Source organism: Geothrix mesophila (assembly GCF_022808835.1).
Classification (GTDB): domain Bacteria; phylum Acidobacteriota; class Holophagae; order Holophagales; family Holophagaceae; genus Geothrix; species Geothrix paludis.
In genome coordinates this window covers 123,138-145,381 of the sequence record NZ_JAKZLD010000004.1, presented here as the reverse complement: position 1 = coordinate 145,381, position 22,244 = coordinate 123,138, and the positions used below count along the sequence as shown (strand labels likewise).

Below are 22,244 nucleotides of genomic sequence, written 5' to 3'. Positions count from 1 at the left end.
CGCTGCGCGGACACCCCGGGCCCCCGCGCTCGGTCCGGCTGAGCCGGTCCTCGCTTCAAATCAACCTCGGGACACGCCATGGACCTGAGCAGCCTCGGCCTCGGCACCTACCTCGGGGAGGCCACCTCCGCCGTCGATGAAGGCTATGCCGCCGCGGCCCACACCTTCTTCGCGGCCGGGGGGAATGTGTTCGACACGGCGGCGAACTACCGCGCCGGGCGCTCGGAGCGGGCCCTGGGTTCGGCCTTCGCCGGGCTCCCCCGGGAGGCGTTCTTCGTCTCCACCAAGGCCGGCTACCTGCCCATGGGAGACGGACTCACGGACGAAAGCCCCGGGGCCTGGTTCCGGCGCACGCTGGAGGGCCCGGGCATCCTGTCCGCCGAAGATGTGGTGGACGGCTGCCACGCCATGACTCCCCGCTACCTGGCCCACCAGCTCGAGGTGAGCCGGGCCGCCCTGGGCGTGGCGACCGTGGACCTCTTTCACCTGCACAACCCCGAGCAGCAGCTCCCGCATCTGGGGCCGGAGGCCTTCTACGCCGCCATCCGAAAGGCCTTCGAAGCCTGCGAGGCCTTCGTGGCCTCCGGGGCGATCCGCGCGTACGGCGTGGCCACCTGGAACGGGTTCCGGGTGCCGCCAGGGCGGCCCGATCACCTCAGCCTGGAGCGCCTGCTGGCCGCCGCGGAAGGTGCCGGAGGACGGGATCACCACTTCCGATGGATCCAGCTGCCCCTCAACCTCGCCCTGCCCGAGGCCTTCCTCGCCCCCACCCAGCCATTCCGGGGCGAACGCCTGACGCCGCTGCAGGCCGCCCGCGCCGCCGGCCTCTCCGTCCAGACCTCCGCGTCGATCATGCAGGCCCGCATCCTTTCCCAGCTTCCCGCGGACCTGGTGGAAGCGCTGGGAGGGGCGACCCCAGCCCAGGCGGCCCTCCAGTTCACCCGCTCCTGCCCCGGCGTCACGGTAGCCCTCTGCGGCATGAGCCGCGCGGACCACGCCGCCGAGAACGCCGCGGTGCTGGCCCTGCCGAAGGTGGACCCGGCCGTGCTGGAGGGCCTCTTCGGATGATCCTCCTCGCCATCACGCCGGGCCTCGGCTTCGATCGTGACCGCTGGGCCGCCGTGCTGCGCTCGGGCGTGGACGGCTTCCTGATCCGCGAGAAGCAGTTGGAGGCGCGCGCACTCCTGCAGGCCGCCACCTGGTGCCAGGACACCGCCCCCGAGGTGACGCTCTGGGTGGCCGGCCGCCTGGACGTGGCCTTCGCCGCGGGCTGTGGCCTGCACGCCCCGGAAGCCCATCCCGAGGTGGAACCGGGCCTGGTGCCGCTGTCCCGCCCCCTGCACGACGAAGGCCAGTGGGCCACCCGCAGCCGCGCGGACCAGTTGCTCATCTCGCCGATCTTCGCCAGCCCCGGCAAGGGCGCGCCCTGGGGGCCGGAACGACTGCGCCGCTTCCTCGACGGCCTGCCCGCGGAGGGTCCGCGCCTCCTGGCCCTGGGCGGAGTGGACCCTGCGAAGGCCGCTCTGCTCAGGCATCCGCGCCTGGTGGGAGCGGCGGCCATCCGGCCTTTCTGGGAAGGAGATCCGCGTCGTGCGGTCGCAGCCTTCCGCGAGCGCTCCTAGCCGGCGGATCTGGAGCCGGCTGGTATTCTGGAAGCGGAGGCTCCATGGATCTGCCCGAGAACCTGCATCACCTGGTCAGCGAACTGGGCGATTCGCTGGTGAAGGCCTTGGCCGAAGACGATCACTGCCGCGACCTCACCTTCCAGATCCAGGCCCAGGGCTACGGGCTCATGCTCATCCTGGAGGCCGCGCCCATCCGGCTCCGCGGGGAGGGCCCCAGCGAAGGGCTGCCCCAGGAGGGCCCCGAGCAGCCCTTCTCCGAGGACGACAAGCGCCTGATGAAGTCCTTCAAGATCCGGATGGACTGACGATGCCCCAGCTGTGGGACCTGCCGGCCCCTGAAGCCGGCCGCGCCGCGCGTCCCAATGCCGCGGGCCTGGACACCGCCGGCCTGAAGGCGCTGGTCTCCGCCCTGGGCGAGCCGGCCTGGCGGGGCGGCCAGATCTTCGAGGGCCTCTACCGGCAGCGCTGGACCCGCTGGGAGCAGTTCTCCAGCCTGTCCATGGTGCTGCGGACGCACCTGGAGGCCGAGGTGGACCTGTCCTGGCCCGCCATCGTCCAGAGCCAAGCCTCGGAGGACGGGTCCACCAAGCACGCCTTCGAACTCGCGGACGGAAAGCAGGTCGAAGGCGTATATATGCCTTATGTTGTCCGGGGGTCCGGCCTGCGACCTGCACCCCCGGAGGATGGTTCCGACGAGCAGCTCGATCGGGTGACGCTCTGCCTGTCGAGCCAGGTGGGCTGCGCCATGGGCTGCACCTTCTGCGCCACGGGGCAGATGGGCATCATCCGCAACCTCACGGCCGCGGAGATCGTGGGGCAGGTGGTGGCCATGCTGAACCACCACGGCCACCCCGAAGGCCGGCCCGTGAACCTGGTGTTCATGGGCATGGGCGAGCCCCTGCACAACCTCGACCACCTCATGGCCGCCTTCGCCATTCTCACGGATCCCAAGGGCCTGGCCATCCCGCCCCGGCGCATCACCGTGTCCACCTCGGGCCTGGTGAGCGGCATCGAGCGACTGGGCGCCTTCCCGAAGCGGCCGCGCCTGGCCCTGAGCCTCAATGCCACCACGGACGCCCACCGCTCGGCCATCATGCCCGTGAACCGGGTCTGGAACCTGGAGGCGCTGGCGGCGGCCCTGGCGGCCTTCCCCCTGCAATCCGGCGAGCGCATCACCCTCGAGTACGTGCTGCTGAAGGGCGTCACCGACAGCCTGGAGGACGGGCGGCGCCTCGCCGCCTTCGCCCGCCGCTTCCCCGCCAAGGTGAACCTGATCCCCTTCAACCCCCACGAGGGCAGCGGCTTCGAGCCACCGGAGGAATCCCGCGTCAGCGCCCTCTGCCGCCTGCTCTCGGATGCCGGCCTGCCTGTGAGCGTCCGCCGCAGCCGGGGCCAGGACGTGGCCGGCGCCTGCGGCCAACTGGTGCGGGAAGGCCAGGCCCGGAAACCGAAGGCCGAAGCCTGAAGACTGAGGATTGAAGACCGGGGACTGAGGACCCTTTTCCCGTCATCCTGATGGGGTGCTGCCCACCCCGAAGCCCTTCTTCGAGACCCTCCACGCCCTGCTGGACGCGGAAGGCGAGGTCACGCTCGGGGAACTGCTGGATGCCGCGGGCGAGCAGACCTACGGCCTGCTCACCCTGCTGCTGTCCCTCCCGAGCCTGGTGCCGGGCCTGAACCTCGGGCTGGCTCCGGTGGGCGGCATCGGGCTCATCGCCCTGGGGACCCAGTTGGCCTGGGGCACGCCCCATCCCTGGGTGCCCGGGCGGGTGCAGGCCCAGCCCATCCACAAGGGCCGCATCAAGAACGCCCTGGCGAAGCTCGAGACCCAGCTCGACCGCCGCCGCTGGCCCAGCGCCCAGCGGCGGCCCATCAACCACCGGTGGGTGGGCGCCTGCATCGCCTGGACGGGTTTCCTGCTGGCCATCCCCGTCCCCCTTCCCTTCGGCAACCAGCTGCCCGCCGCGATCCTATGCCTCCTGGGCGCCTCCCTCCTGGAGGAACGTCCCCTCTGGGCCTGGATCGGCGCCGCCGCCGCCTTCGCCAACACCCTGTACTTCGCCTTCAGCTTCGACCTCATCGCCCGCACCTTCATGAAGGCCTTCCACGCGATGATGAAGTGATGCGCATCGACGCCCTCACCCTCTTCCCGGAATTCTTCGAGGCCGCCCGCCTTGGCGTCACGGGGCGCGCCTTCCGGGAGTTGGGGCACACCCTCCTCACCCACAGCTACCGACCCTTCGCGGGCAACCCCTTCGGCCACGTGGACGACGCCCCCTTCGGCGGCGGGCCGGGCATGGTGCTGCGCCCCGAGGTGCTGCGGGATACCCTGGCCTCCGTGCCCCGGGCAGCGTCGAACCGCGTCATCCACTTCAGTCCCGCGGCGCCGCCCCTCACCCACGCCAAGGTGCTGGAGCTGGCCCGCCTGGATCAACTGATCCTCGTCTGCACGCGCTACGAGGGGCTGGACCAGCGGGCGGTGGAGCGCTACGTGGACGAGGAGCTCAGCGTGGGCGAGGCCGTGCTCAGCGGCGGCGAGCTGCCAGCCCTCTTCCTCATCGATGCCGTGTGCCGCTGGCTTCCGGGCGTGCTAGGCAACGAGGCCAGTGCCGAGGAGGACAGCTTCGCCACGGGCCTGCTGGACCACCCCCACTATACGCGACCGGCCGCTTTCGACGGTCTGGAGGTGCCGGTGGTGCTCCAGGGTGGCGACCACGGCGCCATCCGGCTCTGGCGCCTGCGGGAGGCCATGGCCCGCACGAAGCGCCTGCGGCCGGACCTCTGGACCGCCTACCTGCGGGACCGCCTGCCCACCCTGGATCGCCCCGCCCAGTGGTGCGCCTGGCAGGTGGAGCATCCCGAGGACTGGGACCGGGCCAAGCCCAAGGGCTGGAAGGGGTGGAAGCAGCTTGGCCCCTGAGGCAAGCTGCAACGCCCGTGTGCCCATTTTGCGACAGGTCGCAGCGGCCTGGAGATTCCCGCCAGCTGCCAGTCCTAAGGAATTTTGACCAAGCAACTTCAGGATATTCAATATCGCCATCCTCTATGGACAAGTTGGCATCATGGCTGCTCTTGTAGATGGGCCCCGCTTGGGCCCCACTGGAGAATCCATGACGATCCGCGCACTCATCCTGGCCGCCGCCGCGCTGGTGGCCCCCGCCCTCAGCGCCCAGGAAGGCCCCCGCTTCGGGCTCCAGGCGGGCCTCAACATCCCCCAGAGCGACCTCAAGGACGCGGTGGACAGCAAGGTGGGCTTCACCGTCGGCGCCCAGGCCACCTTCGACCTCCGGGGCGGCCACATGATCCGCCCCCGCCTGGACTACACCTGGTTCCCGGAGTACTCCGTGAGCGGTGGCGGGGCGTCCGCCAGTCTCAAGATGTCCAACATCTCCCTCGGCGCCGACTACATGTACTTCGTGGACGGCAAGCCCCAGGGCTTCTACTTCACCGCCGGCGCTGCCGCCATGCAGTGGAAGATGGAGGCCAATGTCTCCATCCCCGGGTTCGGCTCGGGCTCGAGCAGTGAGACCACCACCAAGCTGGGCCTGGCCGCCGGCGTGGGCTACCAGTTCAACAAGACGGTCGGAGCTGACGTCCGCTACCTGAAGAGCAGCGCCTGGGAAGGCGACCTCGACATGATCCAGGTGGGCGCCACCTTCCGCTTCTAGGCTGAGGTTCAGGGGCAAGGGGGCTTCCTCCGGGAATGCCCCCTTTCCTTTCCGGCCTTTTCCGATACACTGATGGACTCCCCGACTCCGGGGACATCGAGCCATGTCCGCCGATTCCGGCCCGGGACCGCTGGCCCAGGAGCCCACATGAGCCACATCATCGACCAGCTCGAAGCGAGCCTGCTTCGTTCCGATCTGCCCCGCATCCAGCCCGGTGACACCGTCAAGGTGCACGTGAAGGTGAAGGAAGGCGAGAAGGAGCGCATCCAGCTCTTCCAGGGCATCGTCATCGGCATCAAGGGCGGCGGCATGCGCACCTCCTTCACCGTCCGTAAGATCGCGAGCGGCGTGGGCGTGGAGCGCATCTTCCCCCTGAACAGCCCCACCATCGACAAGCTGGAAGTCGTGCGGCACGGCAAGGTCCGTCGCGCCAAGCTCTACTTCCTGCGCGAGAAGCTCGGCAAGGCCGGCCGCCTCAAGGAGCGCCGCACCGAGAACGGCGAGTAGGTCCAACCGCTTCCAACGAAAAGGCGCCCGCGAGGGCGCCTTTTCGTTGGAAATAAACGGAGTCGGATTCACCTCAACTCAAGCTAGATCTTTATTTCTAGCCTCATCTTTTCCCTCCCGAATGAAGGCGGCCTTCCCTTTTTTTGTGGGAACATGGCCCCGGCGCCGGTCGGCCCGCCCCGGGCCCGCGCCTTCCGGAGGAACCATGAAGATCCTGTCCCCGCTGACCCTGGCCATCCTGGCCGCCGCCGCCCTGTCCCTCCAGGCTGAAGCCCCCCGCTACGGCGTGCAGGGTCTCGTGAACATCCCCCTGGGCGACCTGAAGGACTACGTGGACAGCAAGCCGGGCCCGGGCATCGGCGTGCATGGCACCTTCGACCTGGGCGATGGCCACATGCTGCGCCCCCGCCTCGACTACGCGGTCTATCCCGAGTCCAGCTTCGGCAGCCTCAAGCAGGACGCCAACAACCTCAGCCTGGGCGGCGACTACCTCTACTTCATCGCCGGCAAGCCCGAGGGCCTCTACCTGACCGCGGGCCTGGCCGCCATGCGCTGGTCCTTCGAAGTGAAGGATCCCGTCCTGGGCGACGTCTCCACCCACACGACCAAGCTGGGCCTGGCCATCGGCGCCGGCTACCAGTGGAACGCCACCGTGGGCACCGAGGCCCGCTTCATCCACTCGCGCATCACCAGTCAGTTCCAGGCCGACGCCCTGCAGGCGGGGGTCACGATCCGATTCTAGGATAGGGTTCCTTCACGGCTCGGGCCCCGTCAGGGGCCCGAGTTCGTCAGAGGCCGTATTCCTTCCACCGCTGGCCGATGCGGTCGAGGATCTCGTCGGGGAACACCAGGTCGCGCGGCCACTCGCGGGGGAAGGCGTCCCAGGGCTTGTTCTTGCGGGTGGCGTCGATGCCCACCTTGGAGCCGAAGGCGAAGCGGTCGGCGCTGTGGTCCAGCACGTCCAGTGGCCCTTCGGTGAAGAGCATGTCGCGCCTCGGGTCCACGTTGCTGGTGAGGCGGAAGAGCACCTCGGTCAGGTCGTGGGGATCGATGTCCTCGTCCACCACCACGATGCCCTTGGTGAACATGATCTGGCCCGTGCCCCAGATGGCGTTCATGACCTTCTGGGCGTGGCCGGGGTATTCCTTCTTCATGGAGAGGATCGCCAGGTTGTGGAAGGCCCCGGCGGCCGGCAGGTGCATATCGCGGATCTCGGGCAGCACCATGCGGAGGAGCGGCAGGAAGATCCGCTCGGTGGCGAGGCCCAGGTAGGCGTCCTCCTGGGGCGGGCGACCCACGATGGTGGCGGGGAACACCGGGTTCTTCCGCATGGTGATCGCTTCCACATGCAGCACCGGATAGTCGTCGGCCAGGGAGTAGTAGCCCGTGTGGTCGCCGAAGGGACCCTCGCGGCGCAGCTCGCCGGGGGTCACGTAGCCCTCGATAACCAGCTCCGAATCCGCCGGGACCTCCAGGTCGTTCGTCACGCAGGGCACCATCTCGATGCCCTCACCCCGCAGGAAGCCCGCGAACATCACCTCGCTGAGGAAGGGCGGCAGGGGCGCGGTGGCGGCGTAGGTGAGCGCCGGGTCCCCGCCGAAGCTCACGGCCACGGGCATGCGCTCGTCCTTGCCGTAGCCGTGGCGGTTCCGGGCGCCGTCATGGTGGAGCTGGGTGTGGAAGCCCAGGGTCCGGTCGTCGAAGACCTGCAGGCGGTAGAGGCCCACATTGCGGTGGCCCGTCTGCTTGTTGCGGGTGTGGCTCATGCCGAGCGTGATGAAGGGTCCGCCGTCCTCGGGCCAGGTGGTGAGCACCGGCAGGTCGGAGAGCTTCACCTGGTCGCCCTTGAGGACCACCTCCTGGCAGATGCCTTTGCGCACGGTCTTGGGCATCCAGTTGCCGACCTCCGCCAGCACGGGCAGCTTGGCCAGCTTCTCGAAAAAGCCCGTGCCGGGCTTGGGCATGGCCTCCTGCACCAGCTTCTCGATGCGGTCGGCGATGGCATCCAGGCCGCGGGCCTCCCGGTCCACGCCCAGGGCCATCTCCATGCGCTTGAGGCCGCCGAAGGCGTTCATGGCCACGGGCATGGCCTTGCCCTTGGGCCGGTCGAAGACCAGGGCCCTGCCGCCCCCGGGCTGCTTGGAGATCCGGTCGGCAATGGCGCCCATCTCCAGATAGGGGTCGACTTCGGCGGCGATGCGGCTCAGCTCGCCCGCGGCCTCGAGCTGCTTGAGGAAGGTCTGGAAATCACGGCCCATGGGAATCTCCGGACCCCGATCATCCCATCCAGGCCTCGCCGCCGGAACCCTATCCCCTGTCATTCAGGAATTTCCCTTGAGGAGCCAGGGATTTTCCCGCATACTGATGGGCCTTGCCCTGGCCGTGGGCTCCCAAGTGCGTCCGATGGACCGCCGCCCCCGCGCCCCAACCGAATGAGGTTTCCATGTTCGCAATCATCAAGACCGGCGGGAAGCAGTACCGCGTCGCCGAGGGCGATATCCTCCGCGTGGAGCTGCTGGAGAAGGATCCCAAGCAGGCCGTGACCTTCGAGGACGTGCTCCTCATCGACAAGGACGGCGACCTGAAGGTGGGTCAGCCCACCGTGAAGGGCGCCAAGGTCGAGGCCGAGGTCATCACCCACGACCGCGCCAAGAAGGTGATCATCTTCAAGAAGAAGCGCACCACCACCTATCAGCGCACCCAGGGCCATCGCCAGGGCTACACGGAAGTGCGGATCAAAGCCATTAAGGCCTGAGCCATTTCGCTTCGCGAAATAGCTGGTGAGAACGACATCCATTTCTTCCGATTTCAAAATTGAAGAGGTACTTCCATGGCTCACAAAAAAGGCGTCGGTTCCAGCCGCAACGGTCGTGATTCCCATTCCCAGCGCCTGGGCGTGAAGGAGTTCGGTGGCGAGGTCGTCACCGGCGGCTCCATCCTGGTCCGCCAGCGCGGCACCAAGTTCAAGGCCGGCATCAACGTCGGCATGGGCAAGGACCACACCCTCTTTGCCAAGATCGACGGCAAGGTGCGCTTCCAGGACAAGGGCCAGTCCGGCCGCTTCATCCACATTGACCCGATCGAAGGTTGAATGCTGTCCGGGGGTCCCGCGCTGCGCGCACACCCCCGGGCCCCCGATCACAGGCCGGGCAAAGCCCGGCCTGTGATCATTCCCCCCTTCTCCTGAAGTGATCCCCCACCATGTTCCTTGACTACGTCCAGCTCCGCGTCGCCGCCGGCCACGGCGGGTCGGGCGCCATGAGCTTCCGCCGCGAGAAGTTCGCTCCCGAGGGCGGGCCGGACGGCGGCGATGGCGGCAAGGGCGGCTCGATCTTCCTCCGGGCCAACCGAGCCCTGAACACCCTGAATCCCTACCGCCACAAACGCGACTTCGCCGCCGAGCGCGGCCGCCAGGGCGAGGGCTCCCTGCGTCACGGCAAGGACGGTTTGGACGTCACCCTGGAAGTGCCCCTGGGCACCGTGGTGAAGGACGGCGACACCGGCGAGGTGCTGGCCGAGCTGCTGGCGCACGGCCAGGATGTCTGCGTGGCCCGCGGCGGCCGCGGCGGCCTGGGCAACACCAACTTCAAGAGCTCCACCAACCGCACGCCCCGCCACCACCAGCCCGGCGAAGAAGGCGAGGAGCGCACCCTCGACCTGGAGCTGAAGCTCATCGCGGACGTGGGCCTGGTGGGCTTCCCCAACGCCGGCAAGAGCACCCTGGTGAGCCGCCTGAGCGCGGCCCGGCCCAAGATCGCCGACTACCCCTTCACCACCCTGGAGCCCCAGCTCGGCGTGGTGAGCCTGGACCGCTTCGGCGGCGACCTGCTCGACAGCTGGGTCATCGCCGACATCCCGGGCCTCATCGAGGGCGCGGCGGACGGCGCGGGCCTCGGCATCCAGTTCCTCCGCCACGTGGAGCGCACCCGCATGCTGCTGCACCTGGTGGATCTCTCCGATCCCGTCACGGAGCCCGTGGAAGCCGTGCGCGTCATCGAAGGCGAGGTGGAGGCCTTCAGCCCCGTGCTGGCCGCCAAGCCCCGCTGGCTGGTGGGCACCAAGCTCGACGCCCTGCAGGATGAGGAGCGGCGCACCACCTTCGAGGCCCTCTGCGCCGACCGCGGCCAGAAGCCCATCTTCATCTCGGGCGTCACGGGCGAGGGACTGCGCGAGCTGGCCTTCGCGGTCGATGCGGCCCTCAAGGACAAGGACGCGGCCCAGTGAAGCGCGTGGGCCTGCTCGGCGGGGCGTTCAATCCCCCCCATGAAGGTCATCTGAAGCTGGCGCGGCTGGCCCTGGACCACCTGGATCTGGATGAGCTCCGCTTCGTGCCCACGGCCGTCAGCCCCCACAAGCCCGATCCCGGCGGCCCCGCGCCCGAAACCCGTCTGCACCTGCTGGACGAGGCGCTCCGCGCCTTCGATCCGCGCTGCGCCGTCGAGACCGCGGAACTCGAGCGGGGTGGCGCCAGCTACACCGTGGACACCCTGGAGACGCTGGCCGCCCGGGAGCCCGGCACGGCCTGGATCCTCGTCATGGGCAGCGACCAGCTGGCGGGCTTCGCCACCTGGCGGCGCCCGGAGCGGATCCTCCAGTTGGCTTCCCTGGCCGTGGCCCTGCGCCCCGGCGCCCCGGCGGACGTTCCGGCCTTTCCCGGGCTGCGACCGGCCTCGGCCTGGTCCGGCGGAACCGGCGAGCTGATCCGGCTTCCCTCCACGGATACGGACCTCGCCTCCACGGAGCTCCGGCACCGTCTGGCGGCGGATCCTGCCCAGGATCCGGGCGGCATCCCGCCCCAAGTTCTCGCTGCCATCCGCGCGGAAAACCTGTATCGTTAGCCCTGTTTCGGAGCCCGCATGACCCTTGATTCCCGGCTCGCGACCGTCGTCGAAGCCGCCCGGTCCAAGAAAGCCTTCCGCATCCGCCTCCTGGACGTGAGGGACATCGCCAGCTTCACCGACACCTTCGCCTTCATGAGCGGGGGCAGCGACCGCCAGAACCGCGCCATCGCCGAGGCGGTGGAGGATGCCCTCAAGCTCACCGGAGAGCGCCCCATCTCCCGCGAAGGCGAGGCCAACGGCAACTGGGTGCTGCTGGACTACGGGAACCTGGTCGTCCACGTCATGGACGAGGAGACCCGCCGCCACTACAACATCGAGGGGTTCTGGAGCGCCGGCCGCGATCTGGAACTGCCGGCCGAGACCCATCCCGCCCAAGAAGCCCGTCCGTAGGAGATGCCCTCCATGCTGACCAACCAGACCAACGCCTTCGAGGCCATGCAGGCCCGTCTTCGCGTCGCTTCCCAGCTCTACGGCCTGGATGACGCGCTGTTCAAGGTCTTCATGGCCCCCAGCCGGTCGATGATCGTGAGCCTCCCCGTGCTCATGGACAGCGGGCATTGGGAGGTCTTCACGGGCTACCGCGTGCAGCACAACATCGCCCGCGGCCCCGCCAAGGGCGGCATCCGCTACGACCTGAACGTCACCCTCGACGAGGTGAAGGCCCTCGCCGCCTGGATGACCTGGAAGTGCGCCGTGGTGGACGTGCCCTTCGGCGGCGGCAAGGGCGGCATCGTGTGCGACCCCTCGCGCCTGAGCCTGGGCGAGAAGGAGCGCCTCACCCGCCGCTACATCGCCGAGATCATGGACATCCTCGGCCCCGACCGCGACGTGCCCGCGCCCGACATGGGCACGGACGCGCAGACCATGGCCTGGGTGCTGGACACCTACTCCATGCACGTGCGCCGCACCGAGAACGCCATCGTCACGGGCAAGCCCCTGGGTCTGGGCGGCAGCCTGGGCCGCAACGAAGCCACGGGCCGCGGCATCCTCATCACCGCCCGCGAGGCCATGCAGCGGCTGGGCAAGCCCCTGGCCGGCGCCACGGTGGCCGTGCAGGGCTTCGGCAACGTGGGCAGCCAGGCCGCCCGCCTGCTGCACGAGGCCGGAGCGCGCATCGTCGCCATCAGCGACATCCAGGGCGCCGTGCGGAACGACCGCGGCCTGGACATCCACGCCCTGCTCAAGCATGTGGCCGAGGCCCGCACCGTCGTGGGCTTCCGGGGCGCCGAGCCCATGGACCCCAACGCCGTCCTGGCCCATCCCGTGGACATCCTGGTGCCCGCCGCCTCGGAGAACCAGATCACCGAGGCGAACGCCGCGCAGGTCCGCGCCAAGGTCATCGTGGAGGGCGCCAACGGCCCCACCACCCCCGAGGCCGATCCCATCCTGCTGGAGCACGGCGTCCTCGTGGTGCCGGACATCCTGGCCAACGTGGGCGGCGTCACCGTCAGCTACTTCGAGTGGGTGCAGAACCGCCAGGGCTTCTACTGGCGGGAGCGCGAGATCAACGAGCGCCTGGTGGACTACATGACCCACGCGTTCCAGGCCACCTTCGCCACCACCGACAAGTACAAGACCAACCCCCGCATCGGCGCCTACATCCTGGCCCTGGATCGCGTGGCCCAGGCCATGAAGTACCGCGGTTTCTACGCCTGAGGCCGATTCCAGGGCCCGCGCTAGGATGGAGGTTCCTCCTCTCCGCAGGAGCCTCCCGCTCATGTTGAAGCCGTTTCCCAGGTCCTTCGCGACCCTGGCCTTCGCCGGGATGCTCCAGGCCCAGTCGCCCATCGGCACCCTCATCTCGGAGCAGTCCCGCACCAACTTCGCCGTGCAGGGGGCGGGGGCCCGGGCCATGGGGCTCGGCGGCGCCTTCATCGCCGTGGCCGACGACGCCACGGCGGTTTCCTTCAACCCCGCGGGCCTGGCCCAGCTCCTCCAGCCGGAGGTGAGCTTCGTCGCCCGGGGGGCACAGCACAACGTGGGCTACCAGGATTTCGAGACGACCAGCCAGGGCCGTGTGCTGGCCGCCAGCGACGCGGTGACCACCAGCATCCGGTGGGATCCCCTCTTCGCGTCCGCCACTGCGCCTCTCCGCCTCGGCGGGCGGAACCTGGTGCTCCAGCTCTCCATCCAGCGGGCCTTCGCCCAGAACGAAGACAGCGACCGCGCCATGACCGAGGTTCCCGTCACCGGGGATCCAGCGACGGGAGGGCACCTCGACCAGAGCATCAACCAATCCGGCCAGATCGACCTGTACTCGCTGGCGGTGGCCTACGAGGTCTCCCAGCGCATTCTCCTGGGCGTGGCCTACAACCGGTGGCGGGGGCGCTGGGACCTCGACTCGTCGAGCACCTGGACCTCCTCCCTGGGCACTACCCAGGTGGCCTACCGGCAGGTCAACGCCCTCGACGGGGAGAACTTCAACCTGGGCCTGATCTGGCGCTGGCCCACCTGGAGCCTGGGCATCGTCCGCCGCACGGGCTTCCACGCCGACTACGCCTTCGCGACCCACCTGGCCACCAACTTGGCCCTGGGCAACCGCCAGTACGGCCCGATCACCACCGGCTTGCACTGGCCCTCCAGCACGGGAATCGGGTTGGCCTATCGTCCCGCCTCCCAGTGGCTCCTCACGTCCGACCTCACGCACACCCTCTGGTCCACCACCCGCTACATGTCCGATTCGCGGTATCTCAACGGCCAGAGCTTTTTCGACTTCGACAAGGGCGGCCGAACCCCCGACGCCACCACGGCCCACCTGGGCGTCGAGTACCTCATCCTCACCGAGGCCGACGCGGTCATTCCCCTGCGGGCGGGCTTGAGCCGCGAGCCCCAGCCGGTGGTGGACGGCGTGACGGGGGAGCAGCGCGTGATGTACCGGGTGTCGGTGGGCAGCGGCTTCAAGCGCGGGAACACGGGCATCGACCTGGCCTACCGCTACGGCTGGTCCCACCGCCGCGCCTCCCAGTTCCTCGAGATCGACCAGATCCTCAGCCACACTCCCCCGACCTCCATAGGCACCGAGCGCATCCGGGAACACCGGCTGGACCTTTCGTTCATCTGCAAGTTCGACCGGAGGCCCCTGGAGCGCGCCCTGCACTACCTGTTCGTGGGGGACTGAGGTGCGCGGCGCCTGGCTCCTTCCGGCCGCCCTCACCCTGTCGGCCCAGACCCAACCCACCTTCTACGCGGCCTGGCAGGACGGACTCGACGCGGAGCACGCGGCCCACTGGCAGGAGGCCGCAGCCGCCTACCGCCGGGCGCTGGAGCTCCGCCCGGCGCCTACGGCCCGGGCCTTCACCTACGGCAACAACCTGATCCGGGACTACTACCCCCGCACCCGCCTGGCCCGGTGCCTGGTGGAACTGGGCGATCTGGACGGCGCCGAAGCCGCCCTCGCCGCGGCCCAGGGCGAGCCTTCCGCAGCGCGGGAAGCCCTGGCCACCCGGATCGCCGGCCTGCGAGCCGCGCGGAACCCGGGAACCGTCTCGACCAGGCCGGAGCAGGTCCCCACCCCGACCCCGCCGGTCGATCCCGCGCGCCTCCAGGCCGCGCCGCCGCTCACGGCCGCGGTGGCCGAACAGCCTTCCTCCCAATCCCAGGCGCAGACCCAGACCCTGGGCCCCGCCGGATCACCTTCCCCGGCGGCCGCCTCCATCTCCCCGGCTCCAGACCGCCGCTTCCCGGCGGCAGAACCACCTTCCCAGCCACCGCCCCAAACCCAGGTCACCGCCTCCCTTCCCGCGCCCTCGGGGCCTCCTCCGCTTCCCCGCTGGCTGCCCTGGGCGGCCGGTCTGGGCTCGGTCGCTCTGGGTGCGACCCTCTTCGGCCGCCACCGCAGAAGAAGGGGCCTTTTCTCGCAGCGGCAGCCCGCCGATCGCCGAGGCCTCGAATATGCCCCACCGTCGGCCGTCGGCCCCTACCGGGTGGGTCCCCTCCTCGGGCGTGGTGGTTTCTCGAGCACGTACCTCGCCTGGCACCAGGAGACCGGCCAGGAGGTGGCCCTCAAGCTGCCCCATCCCCATCGCCTGGATGATCCCGAATTCCAGCTCCGCTTCCGGCAGGAGGCCCGGCTGGGAGCCCAGCTGGACCATCCGAACCTGGTCCGGATCCTCGATCCAGGTCCTTTGGAAGGGACCCCGTACCTGGCCATGGAATACGTCCCCGGCCCCACCTTGGACCAGCGGTTGAAAGAAGAGGGGGCCCTGCCCGTCGAGGTGGCCCGCGCCATCGCCCTGGACGTGGCCCGGGCCATGGCATACGCCCACGGCCGTGGCGTGGTCCACCGCGACCTCAAGCCCGGCAACATCCTGCTCGCCGGCGCCGGAGCCCGGGTCATGGACCTGGGCATCGCCCGGGTGATGGATGCCGCCACCGTCACCACGACCTACGCCTTCCTCGGAACGCCCCTCTACGCGGCGCCAGAGGCCCAGCTCAAGACCCATGTGGGTCCCGCCGCGGACCGCTACAGCCTCGGCGTGATCCTCTTCCACATGCTGGCGGGCGCTCCGCCTTTCCGAGGGGAGACGCCCTTCGAGATCCTGGACCGGCACCGCACGGCCCAGCCCCCCGACCTCCGCTCCCTCCGGCCCGAGGTCCCCCCGGTCCTGGCCCGATTGGTCGCCCGCCTCCTGGACAAGGAGCCGGACCAGCGGCCCGACGATGGGGAGGTGGTGAACCTCCTGATGGGGCGGGCCCCGCTCATGGCCCGGCCAGAAGGTGTGCCGCCGGATTGAGCACCACCACCGGCGCCCGCCGCCGGTAGGAGGGCCTGAGGGTCGAGGCTTCCGTCGGCAGGGCGCTGCCCGATGGGATCTGGTCGGTCACGGACGCCCACCAGGCGGGTTCCACCAGGGCCACCACCGGAACCGGCGCGGCCAGAGCGGCCTGCAGGCCGGCAGGCGTGTCGAGCACCGGCAGATCGTGTCGCAGGCGGAGGCTGGCGAACCCCAGCTGGGTTTCCGTCAGCTGGCTCTCCACTACCCGCGCGCCGCGGCGCTCCAGGCGGAGGGCGTCCGCATAGGGGGCGGCGAGGGGGCGCCAGATCTCCCGATCCCATTGGGGCACCGCGATCGCCAGGAAGAGGGCCAGGAAGACCGCCCACTGGGTCATGCCCCAGTCCAGGGCCCCCCGGAAGTCGCGCCGCCACAACCGGCCCAGAGACACGATGCTGAGGGCCAGGGACCCGGCGGACAGGCCCAGCGCCAGGGGCCAGGGCAAGTGGGCCCGGACCATGGCGATCCAGGGGAAGCCCACCGCCAGGATGCCGACCAGGAAGAAGCTGAGCCCCAGGACGGCCATCAGCGTCCGGTCGATGCGGCGACGCGCCCGGGGCACCCTCATGTCCAGCCACAGGGCCGCGTGCAGGAACGTGATGGGGAAGACCGGGAGGATGTACTCCATGCGCTTCTCGGCCGACAGGGAAAGCAGCAGCAGGTTCAGAGCGAAGGCCAGAGGCAGGAAGTAGCTCCGCGGGGACAGGTGGTGCCGCCGTCGGCGCGGGAAGGCCGAGGCCATCGCCGCGGCCCAGATGGCGAGCCAGGGCAGCAGGTTGCCGGGACTGCGCTGGAGATAGAAGGTGAAGGGTTCCACGTGCTCGCCGAGGCGCCCAGTGCGAGGCACCAGGCTCGGGTCCGCCATGAAGCGGCCGAGGGTGTTCCTCAGGAAGACCTCCACAAGGAATTCCTTCCCGCCCCGGAGGGCGAGGGGGACCACCCATCCCAGGGCCAGCAGGACCGCCACCGCCATGCCCCAGCTGGGCCGGAGGAAGGCCTTCGCAAGCTCCCGGTCCTGCTGGATGAGGATCGTGATTCCCAGGGGCAGCAGGATCAGCACCGGACCCACCAGCCCCTTCGCCAGGAAGGCCAGGCCCAGGCTGGTCCAGAACCATGGGATCCAGCGCGCACGATAGTAGGGCTCCACCAGGGCGAGGAAGGCCAGGCCAAGGCTGAAGCTGACCGCGGCGGTCAGGGTCATGTCCACCACGGCCATGTGCCCGACCTGGAAGAAGAGTACGCTGGTGCCCACCATGAACCCGGCCCAGCCCCCGGCCCGGGCCGAGCTCAGGCGCCATCCCAGAAAGCTGGTCCACACCACGGTGGCCAGGGCCAGGAGGGCCGAAGGCAGCCGGAGGGCCCAGGGCTCGAAGCTGCCCGTGGCCCGGCAGACCAGGGCGCCCAAGGCATAGAAAAGGGGCGGCTTCTCCAGGTAGGGATGGCCGTTCAAGGTGGGGACGATCCAGTCGCCGGTGGTGGCCATCTCCCGCACGATGCCGGCCACGTAGGGCTCGAAGTAGTCCCACAACTCATGGTTCCCCAGGCCCAGGCCATAGAGGACCAGGGCCGCCAGGGCGGTCCAGAGCAGGGTCTGCCACCCCAGGATGCGCCGCCCGCTGACCTTCAGCGTCTCGGAGGTGTGGGCCTTGAAGGGGGTGACGGGGCGCATGGGCCCATCAGGTTACCTCACCCTCCATCAGGCGGCGGCCCGGTCCCGGACCGCCGCCTTCGGACGGGCCGGCCTCAAAGCCCCAGGTTCACCGTCAACGTCAGGCCCGCCGTCACGGTGGCCGGCTGGACGGTGGAGGTGGTCACGGTGGTAGTGCCGTCGGCGTTGAGGGTGGTGCGGACGGCCTGCACGCTGTAGGCCCCAGCGGGCACCGTGGCGAAGCCGTAGGTTTCCGTGGAGGTGCCCACGGTCGCCATGCCGCTGTCCACGATGAAGGCGAAGCTGCCCGAGCCCGTGACCAGGGTCTGGAGGAGGTTCACCGCGTCGCTCTGGCTGCTGGTGGCCACGGGCGTCAGGCCGCCGGACACGCCACCGGTGGCCGCGTCCGCGGTGAAGGCCGCGTTGTAGGTGAAGACCGGCGTGGCCGCGCTGAGGGCATAGCCATCGCTGGCCTTGGCGTCATAGGCCTTCGGCGTGGTGGTTCCCAGCACGGGCTGGCTCACCACGTAGTAGGTGGCGCCCACGGGCAGGAGGTCCAGGGTGTACGCGCCGGTGGCGTCCGTGGTGGTGGTGCGCGCGATCCGGGCGTTCCCCGTGGTGTCCAGGGTTTCCGCATAGACCACGGCGCCGGCCAGACCCGTCGACGTCGCGGCATCCGTCAGCTTCCCGGAGATGGAGCCCGTCACGATCTTGTCGTAGGCCCAGACCGTGGGACGGAGGAGGTACTGGTTGGACATCCCGGCCTGCACCACCTGGATGGAATGGGCCGCGTCGAAGTCGATCCACACGTCCTTCGTGGTGCCGGCCGCCACGTCGAAGCTCACGATCAGCTTGACGCCCGACTGAAGGCCCGAAGGCACCGTGAGGGGCTGGACGCTGCCATCCGCCAGCTTCACGGTGTTGCCCGACCCGAGGATCAGTCGCATCTGCTGGTAGTGGCCCGCGGGCAGCGTGGTCCCGGCGGCCAGCATCTCGCTCACGCCGCCGGTGAGGCTCAGCAGGTTGTAGGTCTTGTCCGGGGTTCCGAGGGTGATCCAGCCGCCATTGCCGCTGATCTCCACGGACTGGATGTGGACGTTCACCTCCTGGTAGCCCGTGATGGGGCCATCCACCAGGTGGACGTTCATGGTGCCGGTGCTGGATCCTGACGAGCCTCCGCAGGCCATCAGGAACGCCAATCCCAGGGTTGCCAACACAACGATGGTTAATCCACGCCAACGGCTCATGGTTGCCTCCTCGGGGGTTATTGAGTCCCGAAACCATTCTTTGGTTGAAGGGTGGAAAAGAGCCGTCGTGGCCAAGCGGCAGGAATATGAATGTTTATACAAAATCATGAACAACGATAAAAATCGCGGGCCGTCGAGTGCCTATTTTTGTGACGTTTCGCCCCCATCCAAAGGCCTAGTTCCATCTCGACCATTGGTTCCGATCCGTCCCAGCAGGCGCAGCAGGCCATCCAGGATGGTCAGCGGGTGCGGCGGGCAGCCGGGGATGAAGAGGTCCACCGGCACCACGCTCGCGGCGCCACCGAGTTGCTCCTCCTGCTGGTAGTAGGGCCCGCCGGCGATGGCGCAGGCCCCCACGGCGATGACGAGCTTGGGTCCCGGGATGGCGTCGTAGGTCTTGCGGACGGCCAGTTCCATGTTCTTCGTCACGGGGCCGCAGAGGAGCAGGCCGTCGGCGTGGCGCGGCGAGGCCACGTACTGGATGCCGAAGCGCCCCAGGTCCCAGGCCAGGGTGCCCAGCACGTTGACGTCCACCTCGCAGCCGTTGCAGCCGCCGGCGCTCACCACCCTCAGCTTGAGCGACCGGCCGAAGAGCCGCTTCATCTCCCCGTCCAGGGCCGCCGCCAGGCGGTATTCCTCGGCCGGATCTGTCACCAGGTCCTCCCGGTGCCGGGTGGCGAGGCGGTGCTCCTGCGTGTATCCGATGGCGCCCTCGGGGCAGGCCTCCACGCAGTCGGGGCAGAAGAGGCAGCGGCCGAGATCCAGGCGCGGGCCCGCGGGACCGAGCGTGATGGCGTCGGTGGGGCAGGCCTCCGCGCAGGCCCGGCAGCCCCTGGAGTAGCTCTCGGCGCAACGCTCCGGATGGATCTTCGGCCGGCCCCGGAAACGCTCGGGCAGCGCAGGCAGCGCCTTGGGATAGGGCAAGGTGCGGTACCCCTGGCGCCAGCGGGAGAGCAGGATGTGGATCATAGGTCGTGCCCGCAGTAGGAGAGGTTGAAGCTCTTGTTGCACAGGGGGAAGTCGGAAACCTGCTCGCCCCGCAGGGCCAAAGCCAGGCCGAACCAGTTGTGGAAGGAGGGGTCCACGAGCTTGTAGCGGGCGAAGCGCCCCTGGGCATCGGTCCAGGCCAGGTGCAGCACCTCGCCGCGCCAGCCCTCCGTGAGCGAGACGCACAGGTGTTCCGGGGCCCGCGGCGGCAGGGGCCGGGGCCTGGGATCGGCGTCGCTTTCCGTCAGAGCAGCCAGGGCCGCGGCGAGGAAACGCGAGCTCTCGCCCAGCTCCAGCCAGCGCACCCAGGCCCGGGAGTGCACGTTGCCGCTCTCAGCCTGGGCCACAGGCAGGGGCCGGATCCCGTAGGGACCGAACGGATGGTCGCGGCGCACATCCCGGCCCAGGCCGCAGGCCCGCGCCGCCACGCCCACCAGCCCGATCTGGCGCGCCTGGTCGGCATCCACGCGGCCCGCCGCCTCGAAGCGGATCATCACGGAAGCCGCACCCCATAGCAGCTCCACCGCGTCCTTCGTGTCCGCCCAGGCGCGGTCCAGGCGCGGCCGCATGGCGGCGGCCCGCGCCGGCTCCAGGTCCTGGCGCAACCCGCCCGGCCGCAGCCAGTCCCGGCCCAGGCGACTGCCACAGCCCTCGGCGCTCAGGTTCAGCCAGTCACCGCGGATGCGCCCGCAGAAGGACGCCGTGGGCAGGAAGCCCACATCGCCCGACAGGGCGCCGAGGTCGCCCACGTGGTTGGCGGCGCGCTCCAGCTCCAGGGCCACGCCCCGCACCAGGTCCACGCGCTCGGGTACCTGGACGTCTGCCAGGCCTTCCAAGAGGCGGCAGTAGGCCCAGGCGTGGGCGATGCTGCTGTCTCCGGCGGCGGTCTCCGCCTGCTTGAGGCTGAGAGGATGGGGCCCGCCGATCAGGGCCTTCTCCAGTCCTCGGTGCTGGTAGCCCAGGGCGATCTCCAGGTGGAAGACCCGCTCACCGTGGCACTGGAAGCGGAAGTGCCCGGGCTCGATGACGCCCGCGTGGACGGGCCCCACGGCCACCTCGTGGACCTCCTCGCCCTCCACCCGGTAGAAGTCCATGGCGCCCGGAACCGGTGCCCCGCCGCGCTGCCACGGATCGGGCGCGCCGATCCAGGGCAGGTGGAAGCGCACGGGTTTCAGCCAGGGATGGCCTTCGGGGACGATGCCGGTCTGCTCGGCGATCTCCCGCTCGAAGAGGTGGGCCTGGGGGCAGTCGGGCGTGAGGGCGGGATAGCGGGGCGCATCCAGCTTGGTGCGGAGGACGCGGAGCGCGTGTCCCGCATCGTCGGCCAGCACCGCCATGAGCTGCAGGTCGAAGCCGGCGCACAGGCAGGCGAGGCGGTCCCCCTCCTGCACGCGCCGCAGGATGGCCTCGCGGAAGTCGCGGATGGGCAGGTCGGGCACCTCCCGCAGGGGCAGGCGCTGGCCGTTGCGGAGGATGGGCAGGGCGGAGGTCATGGCCGCACCTCCAGGCTGGCGGAGCGAAGGCCCTCGGCGGTGGCGCTGGCGTGGTCCAACATGGCCTGGAGGGGCCGGGGCAGCCAGATCCCCAGGACCAGGGCCAGGCCGAGCGCCACGATGAGGGGCGCCGTGGTGGCGGGCGCATCCTTGTAGGGCGTGCGGACGCGCTGGGCGCTGGGCGTGCCGAAGACCACCTTCACCACCGTTTCGCTCATGGCGAGAAAGATGCCGCCCAGCAGGACGAGGAAGGCGGCGCCGCTGGCGAGGTGGCCGGTTCCCAGGGCCCCTGAGGCGATGCTGAACTCGCTGAGGAAGGGCGCGAAGGGCGGCAGGCCCGTGATGGCCAGGAAGGCCAGGAGGAAGAGCCAGCCGGATACCGGCGTGCGGCGGAGGGCGCCGGTGACGAAGGGCAGCTGCTTGCTGGCGTAGCTGCGGTGGATGTTGCCCGCCGACAGGAAGAGGACGCTCTTCACCAGGGCATTGGCCGCCAGATGGAAGAGGGCGAACTTCGCCGCCAGGCCCCCGATGCCGATGCCGAAGACGAGGATCCCCATGTGCTCGACGCTGGAGTAGGCGAGCATCCGCTTGATGTCCGTCTGCCGGATCATGAACACCAGGGCCCAGGCCATGGAGAGCATGCCGAAGGCCACCAGCAGTTCCCGGGCGAAGGCTCCCTCGCCCGCCGCCGCCACCACACCGTAGATCCGAAGCAACGCGAGGAACGCGCAGCTGGTGACACCACCGGCCAGGAGGGCTCCAACAATGCCCGGGGTCTCGCCGTAGGCGTCCGGCTTCCAGGTGTGCAGGGGCGCCAGGCCCATCTTGGTGCCGTAGCCCACCAGCGTCAGCACGAAGCCCGCCCGCAGCCAGGGCCGCGACAGCAGGGAGGCGTTCTCCACGAGCCGCGTGTAGCGCAGCGGCTCCTCCAGTCCGCCCATGTGCGCCGCATAGGCGATGAAGAGCGTGCCCAGCAGCGCCAGGGCGATGCCCACGGAGCCGATGACCAAGTACTTCCAGGCGGCCTCCAGGGAGCGGCGGTTGTGGTTGAAGTAGATGAGGGGCGCGCTGACCAGGGTGGTGGTCTCCATGGCCACCCAGGCGATGCCGGGATGGCGGGCCTGGGCCAGCAGCGAGGCCAAGCCCAGGAAGCCCAGAAGGCAGGTGGCGAGCACGCGGTGATCGCGGTCCGGGCGCAGGGCCAGGTAGGCCGGGGCGTAGAAGGCGCAGATGCAGAAGAGGACGCTGATCACCAGCAGCACCCAGCCGCCCAGGGCGTCGAGACCGAACCAGGCGGTGGCAGGCAGGGTGCGCCAGCCCGCGAGGGCCATGAGCAGCAGCCCCAGGTGGAGGACGCCCACGGCCGGCAGGATCCAGGCGCGGAGGGTGGGGGACGACACGGCGAAGGCCAGGGCCGCGGCCAGGAGAGGGACGAGGATGAGCAGCCAGGCCATGG

General features: G+C 69.7%; 23 protein-coding genes. 17 read left to right on the top strand and 6 right to left on the bottom strand.

The genetic code is table 11. The annotated features are described in order from the left end of the window. Nucleotides 1-78: 78 nt before the first annotated feature. The 9 genes from MLG87_RS12960 to MLG87_RS12920 all read left to right on the top strand — a co-directional run bounded on the left by MLG87_RS12960 (nucleotide 79) and on the right by MLG87_RS12920 (nucleotide 6,542). On the top strand, nucleotides 79-1,068 hold the full coding sequence (locus MLG87_RS12960) for an aldo/keto reductase (protein WP_243295569.1): 990 nt from the start codon (nucleotides 79-81) through the stop codon (nucleotides 1,066-1,068). Further along, on the top strand, nucleotides 1,065-1,622 hold the full coding sequence (locus tag MLG87_RS12955) for a thiamine phosphate synthase (protein ID WP_243295568.1): 558 nt from the start codon (nucleotides 1,065-1,067) through the stop codon (nucleotides 1,620-1,622). The genes MLG87_RS12960 and MLG87_RS12955 overlap by 4 nt, the downstream gene beginning before the upstream one ends. Nucleotides 1,623-1,666: 44 nt before the next feature. Continuing rightward, complete coding sequence (locus MLG87_RS12950) at nucleotides 1,667-1,930, top strand: hypothetical protein (protein ID WP_243288358.1); 264 nt, start codon at nucleotides 1,667-1,669, stop codon at nucleotides 1,928-1,930. 2 nt (nucleotides 1,931-1,932) lie between these two features. Further along, complete coding sequence (rlmN, locus tag MLG87_RS12945; protein ID WP_243295567.1) at nucleotides 1,933-3,090, top strand: dual-specificity RNA methyltransferase RlmN; 1,158 nt, start codon at nucleotides 1,933-1,935, stop codon at nucleotides 3,088-3,090. Between the two features lie 55 nt (nucleotides 3,091-3,145). Next, nucleotides 3,146-3,748 carry an exopolysaccharide biosynthesis protein gene (locus MLG87_RS12940; protein ID WP_243295566.1) on the top strand — a complete coding sequence of 201 codons (603 nt, stop codon included), beginning with the start codon at nucleotides 3,146-3,148 and terminating at the stop codon, nucleotides 3,746-3,748. After that, nucleotides 3,748-4,545 carry a tRNA (guanosine(37)-N1)-methyltransferase TrmD gene (gene trmD / locus MLG87_RS12935; protein ID WP_243295565.1) on the top strand — a complete coding sequence of 266 codons (798 nt, stop codon included), beginning with the start codon at nucleotides 3,748-3,750 and terminating at the stop codon, nucleotides 4,543-4,545. The genes MLG87_RS12940 and trmD overlap by 1 nt, the downstream gene beginning before the upstream one ends. Before the next feature lie 190 nt (nucleotides 4,546-4,735). Beyond that, nucleotides 4,736-5,293 carry an outer membrane beta-barrel protein gene (locus MLG87_RS12930; RefSeq protein ID WP_243295564.1) on the top strand — a complete coding sequence of 186 codons (558 nt, stop codon included), beginning with the start codon at nucleotides 4,736-4,738 and terminating at the stop codon, nucleotides 5,291-5,293. A gap of 147 nt (nucleotides 5,294-5,440) precedes the next feature. Beyond that, nucleotides 5,441-5,800, top strand: a complete 360-nt coding sequence (rplS, locus tag MLG87_RS12925; protein WP_243295563.1) for a 50S ribosomal protein L19 — start codon at nucleotides 5,441-5,443, stop codon at nucleotides 5,798-5,800. Between the two features lie 205 nt (nucleotides 5,801-6,005). After that, entirely contained in the window at nucleotides 6,006-6,542 is a 537-nt protein-coding gene (locus tag MLG87_RS12920) for an outer membrane protein (RefSeq protein WP_243295562.1), read from the top strand. A gap of 46 nt (nucleotides 6,543-6,588) precedes the next feature. Here the strand turns inward: MLG87_RS12920 and MLG87_RS12915 are convergent, their stop codons facing one another. Beyond that, nucleotides 6,589-8,058, bottom strand: a complete 1,470-nt coding sequence (locus MLG87_RS12915; protein ID WP_243295561.1) for a menaquinone biosynthesis decarboxylase — start codon at nucleotides 8,056-8,058, stop codon at nucleotides 6,589-6,591. Between the two features lie 185 nt (nucleotides 8,059-8,243). Between MLG87_RS12915 and rplU the strand changes: the two genes are divergently transcribed. The 8 genes from rplU (at nucleotide 8,244) to MLG87_RS16325 (ending at nucleotide 15,374) form a co-directional block, all read left to right on the top strand. Beyond that, nucleotides 8,244-8,555: a 50S ribosomal protein L21 gene (gene rplU / locus MLG87_RS12910; RefSeq protein WP_243295560.1), complete on the top strand. Its 312-nt coding sequence runs from the start codon at nucleotides 8,244-8,246 to the stop codon at nucleotides 8,553-8,555. A gap of 75 nt (nucleotides 8,556-8,630) precedes the next feature. Then, nucleotides 8,631-8,891 (top strand): 50S ribosomal protein L27, encoded by a 261-nt coding sequence (rpmA, locus tag MLG87_RS12905; protein ID WP_026852683.1) that lies wholly within the window; start codon nucleotides 8,631-8,633, stop codon nucleotides 8,889-8,891. A gap of 110 nt (nucleotides 8,892-9,001) precedes the next feature. After that, nucleotides 9,002-10,024 (top strand): GTPase ObgE, encoded by a 1,023-nt coding sequence (gene obgE / locus MLG87_RS12900; RefSeq protein WP_243295559.1) that lies wholly within the window; start codon nucleotides 9,002-9,004, stop codon nucleotides 10,022-10,024. Continuing rightward, nucleotides 10,021-10,638: a nicotinate (nicotinamide) nucleotide adenylyltransferase gene (gene nadD / locus MLG87_RS12895; RefSeq protein WP_243295558.1), complete on the top strand. Its 618-nt coding sequence runs from the start codon at nucleotides 10,021-10,023 to the stop codon at nucleotides 10,636-10,638. The genes obgE and nadD overlap by 4 nt, the downstream gene beginning before the upstream one ends. Nucleotides 10,639-10,656: 18 nt before the next feature. Next, the gene (gene rsfS / locus MLG87_RS12890) at nucleotides 10,657-11,031 is read left to right on the top strand and encodes a ribosome silencing factor (protein WP_243288369.1); all 375 of its coding nucleotides are present in this window, start codon (nucleotides 10,657-10,659) and stop codon (nucleotides 11,029-11,031) included. 12 nt (nucleotides 11,032-11,043) lie between these two features. Then, a complete protein-coding gene (locus MLG87_RS12885; RefSeq protein ID WP_243295557.1) occupies nucleotides 11,044-12,297 on the top strand; it encodes a Glu/Leu/Phe/Val family dehydrogenase in 1,254 nt (417 codons plus the stop codon). Nucleotides 12,298-12,358: 61 nt separating this feature from the next. Continuing rightward, nucleotides 12,359-13,759: an OmpP1/FadL family transporter gene (locus tag MLG87_RS12880; protein WP_243295556.1), complete on the top strand. Its 1,401-nt coding sequence runs from the start codon at nucleotides 12,359-12,361 to the stop codon at nucleotides 13,757-13,759. Between the two features lies 1 nt (nucleotide 13,760). Next, nucleotides 13,761-15,374 (top strand): serine/threonine-protein kinase, encoded by a 1,614-nt coding sequence (locus MLG87_RS16325; protein ID WP_243295555.1) that lies wholly within the window; start codon nucleotides 13,761-13,763, stop codon nucleotides 15,372-15,374. Here the strand turns inward: MLG87_RS16325 and MLG87_RS12870 are convergent. From MLG87_RS12870 to MLG87_RS12850, 5 genes are all read right to left on the bottom strand, one after another. Further along, nucleotides 15,340-17,082: an ArnT family glycosyltransferase gene (locus MLG87_RS12870; RefSeq protein ID WP_243295554.1), complete on the bottom strand. Its 1,743-nt coding sequence runs from the start codon at nucleotides 17,080-17,082 to the stop codon at nucleotides 15,340-15,342. The two genes, MLG87_RS16325 and MLG87_RS12870, sit on opposite strands and share 35 nt — an antisense overlap. A gap of 74 nt (nucleotides 17,083-17,156) precedes the next feature. Continuing rightward, entirely contained in the window at nucleotides 17,157-18,308 is a 1,152-nt protein-coding gene (locus tag MLG87_RS16205) for a DUF4382 domain-containing protein (protein WP_279341289.1), read from the bottom strand. A gap of 141 nt (nucleotides 18,309-18,449) precedes the next feature. Continuing rightward, nucleotides 18,450-19,277, bottom strand: coding sequence for an NADH-quinone oxidoreductase subunit B family protein (locus MLG87_RS12860; RefSeq protein WP_243295553.1), 828 nt, complete (start codon nucleotides 19,275-19,277; stop codon nucleotides 18,450-18,452). Then, the gene (locus MLG87_RS12855) at nucleotides 19,274-20,788 is read right to left on the bottom strand and encodes a hydrogenase large subunit (RefSeq protein WP_243295552.1); all 1,515 of its coding nucleotides are present in this window, start codon (nucleotides 20,786-20,788) and stop codon (nucleotides 19,274-19,276) included. The genes MLG87_RS12860 and MLG87_RS12855 overlap by 4 nt, the downstream gene beginning before the upstream one ends. Beyond that, nucleotides 20,785-22,242, bottom strand: coding sequence for a proton-conducting transporter transmembrane domain-containing protein (locus MLG87_RS12850; protein ID WP_243295551.1), 1,458 nt, complete (start codon nucleotides 22,240-22,242; stop codon nucleotides 20,785-20,787). The genes MLG87_RS12855 and MLG87_RS12850 overlap by 4 nt, the downstream gene beginning before the upstream one ends. Between the last annotated feature and the right edge of the window lie 2 nt (nucleotides 22,243-22,244).

What these genes read in the sequence shown, in the direction of transcription:
- MLG87_RS12960 (WP_243295569.1), top strand. Translation starts at nt 79, where the DNA reads ATGGACCTGAGCAGCCTCGGCCTCGGCACCTACCTCGGGGAGGCCACC.
- MLG87_RS12955 (WP_243295568.1), top strand. Translation starts at nt 1,065, where the DNA reads ATGATCCTCCTCGCCATCACGCCGGGCCTCGGCTTCGATCGTGACCGC.
- MLG87_RS12950 (WP_243288358.1), top strand. Translation starts at nt 1,667, where the DNA reads ATGGATCTGCCCGAGAACCTGCATCACCTGGTCAGCGAACTGGGCGAT.
- rlmN (WP_243295567.1), top strand. Translation starts at nt 1,933, where the DNA reads ATGCCCCAGCTGTGGGACCTGCCGGCCCCTGAAGCCGGCCGCGCCGCG.
- trmD (WP_243295565.1), top strand. Translation starts at nt 3,748, where the DNA reads ATGCGCATCGACGCCCTCACCCTCTTCCCGGAATTCTTCGAGGCCGCC.
- MLG87_RS12930 (WP_243295564.1), top strand. Translation starts at nt 4,736, where the DNA reads ATGACGATCCGCGCACTCATCCTGGCCGCCGCCGCGCTGGTGGCCCCC.
- rplS (WP_243295563.1), top strand. Translation starts at nt 5,441, where the DNA reads ATGAGCCACATCATCGACCAGCTCGAAGCGAGCCTGCTTCGTTCCGAT.
- MLG87_RS12920 (WP_243295562.1), top strand. Translation starts at nt 6,006, where the DNA reads ATGAAGATCCTGTCCCCGCTGACCCTGGCCATCCTGGCCGCCGCCGCC.
- MLG87_RS12915 (WP_243295561.1), bottom strand. Translation starts at nt 8,058, where the DNA reads ATGGGCCGTGATTTCCAGACCTTCCTCAAGCAGCTCGAGGCCGCGGGC.
- rplU (WP_243295560.1), top strand. Translation starts at nt 8,244, where the DNA reads ATGTTCGCAATCATCAAGACCGGCGGGAAGCAGTACCGCGTCGCCGAG.
- rpmA (WP_026852683.1), top strand. Translation starts at nt 8,631, where the DNA reads ATGGCTCACAAAAAAGGCGTCGGTTCCAGCCGCAACGGTCGTGATTCC.
- obgE (WP_243295559.1), top strand. Translation starts at nt 9,002, where the DNA reads ATGTTCCTTGACTACGTCCAGCTCCGCGTCGCCGCCGGCCACGGCGGG.
- rsfS (WP_243288369.1), top strand. Translation starts at nt 10,657, where the DNA reads ATGACCCTTGATTCCCGGCTCGCGACCGTCGTCGAAGCCGCCCGGTCC.
- MLG87_RS12885 (WP_243295557.1), top strand. Translation starts at nt 11,044, where the DNA reads ATGCTGACCAACCAGACCAACGCCTTCGAGGCCATGCAGGCCCGTCTT.
- MLG87_RS12880 (WP_243295556.1), top strand. Translation starts at nt 12,359, where the DNA reads ATGTTGAAGCCGTTTCCCAGGTCCTTCGCGACCCTGGCCTTCGCCGGG.
- MLG87_RS12870 (WP_243295554.1), bottom strand. Translation starts at nt 17,082, where the DNA reads ATGCGCCCCGTCACCCCCTTCAAGGCCCACACCTCCGAGACGCTGAAG.
- MLG87_RS16205 (WP_279341289.1), bottom strand. Translation starts at nt 18,308, where the DNA reads ATGAGCCGTTGGCGTGGATTAACCATCGTTGTGTTGGCAACCCTGGGA.
- MLG87_RS12860 (WP_243295553.1), bottom strand. Translation starts at nt 19,277, where the DNA reads ATGATCCACATCCTGCTCTCCCGCTGGCGCCAGGGGTACCGCACCTTG.
- MLG87_RS12855 (WP_243295552.1), bottom strand. Translation starts at nt 20,788, where the DNA reads ATGACCTCCGCCCTGCCCATCCTCCGCAACGGCCAGCGCCTGCCCCTG.
- MLG87_RS12850 (WP_243295551.1), bottom strand. Translation starts at nt 22,242, where the DNA reads ATGGCCTGGCTGCTCATCCTCGTCCCTCTCCTGGCCGCGGCCCTGGCC.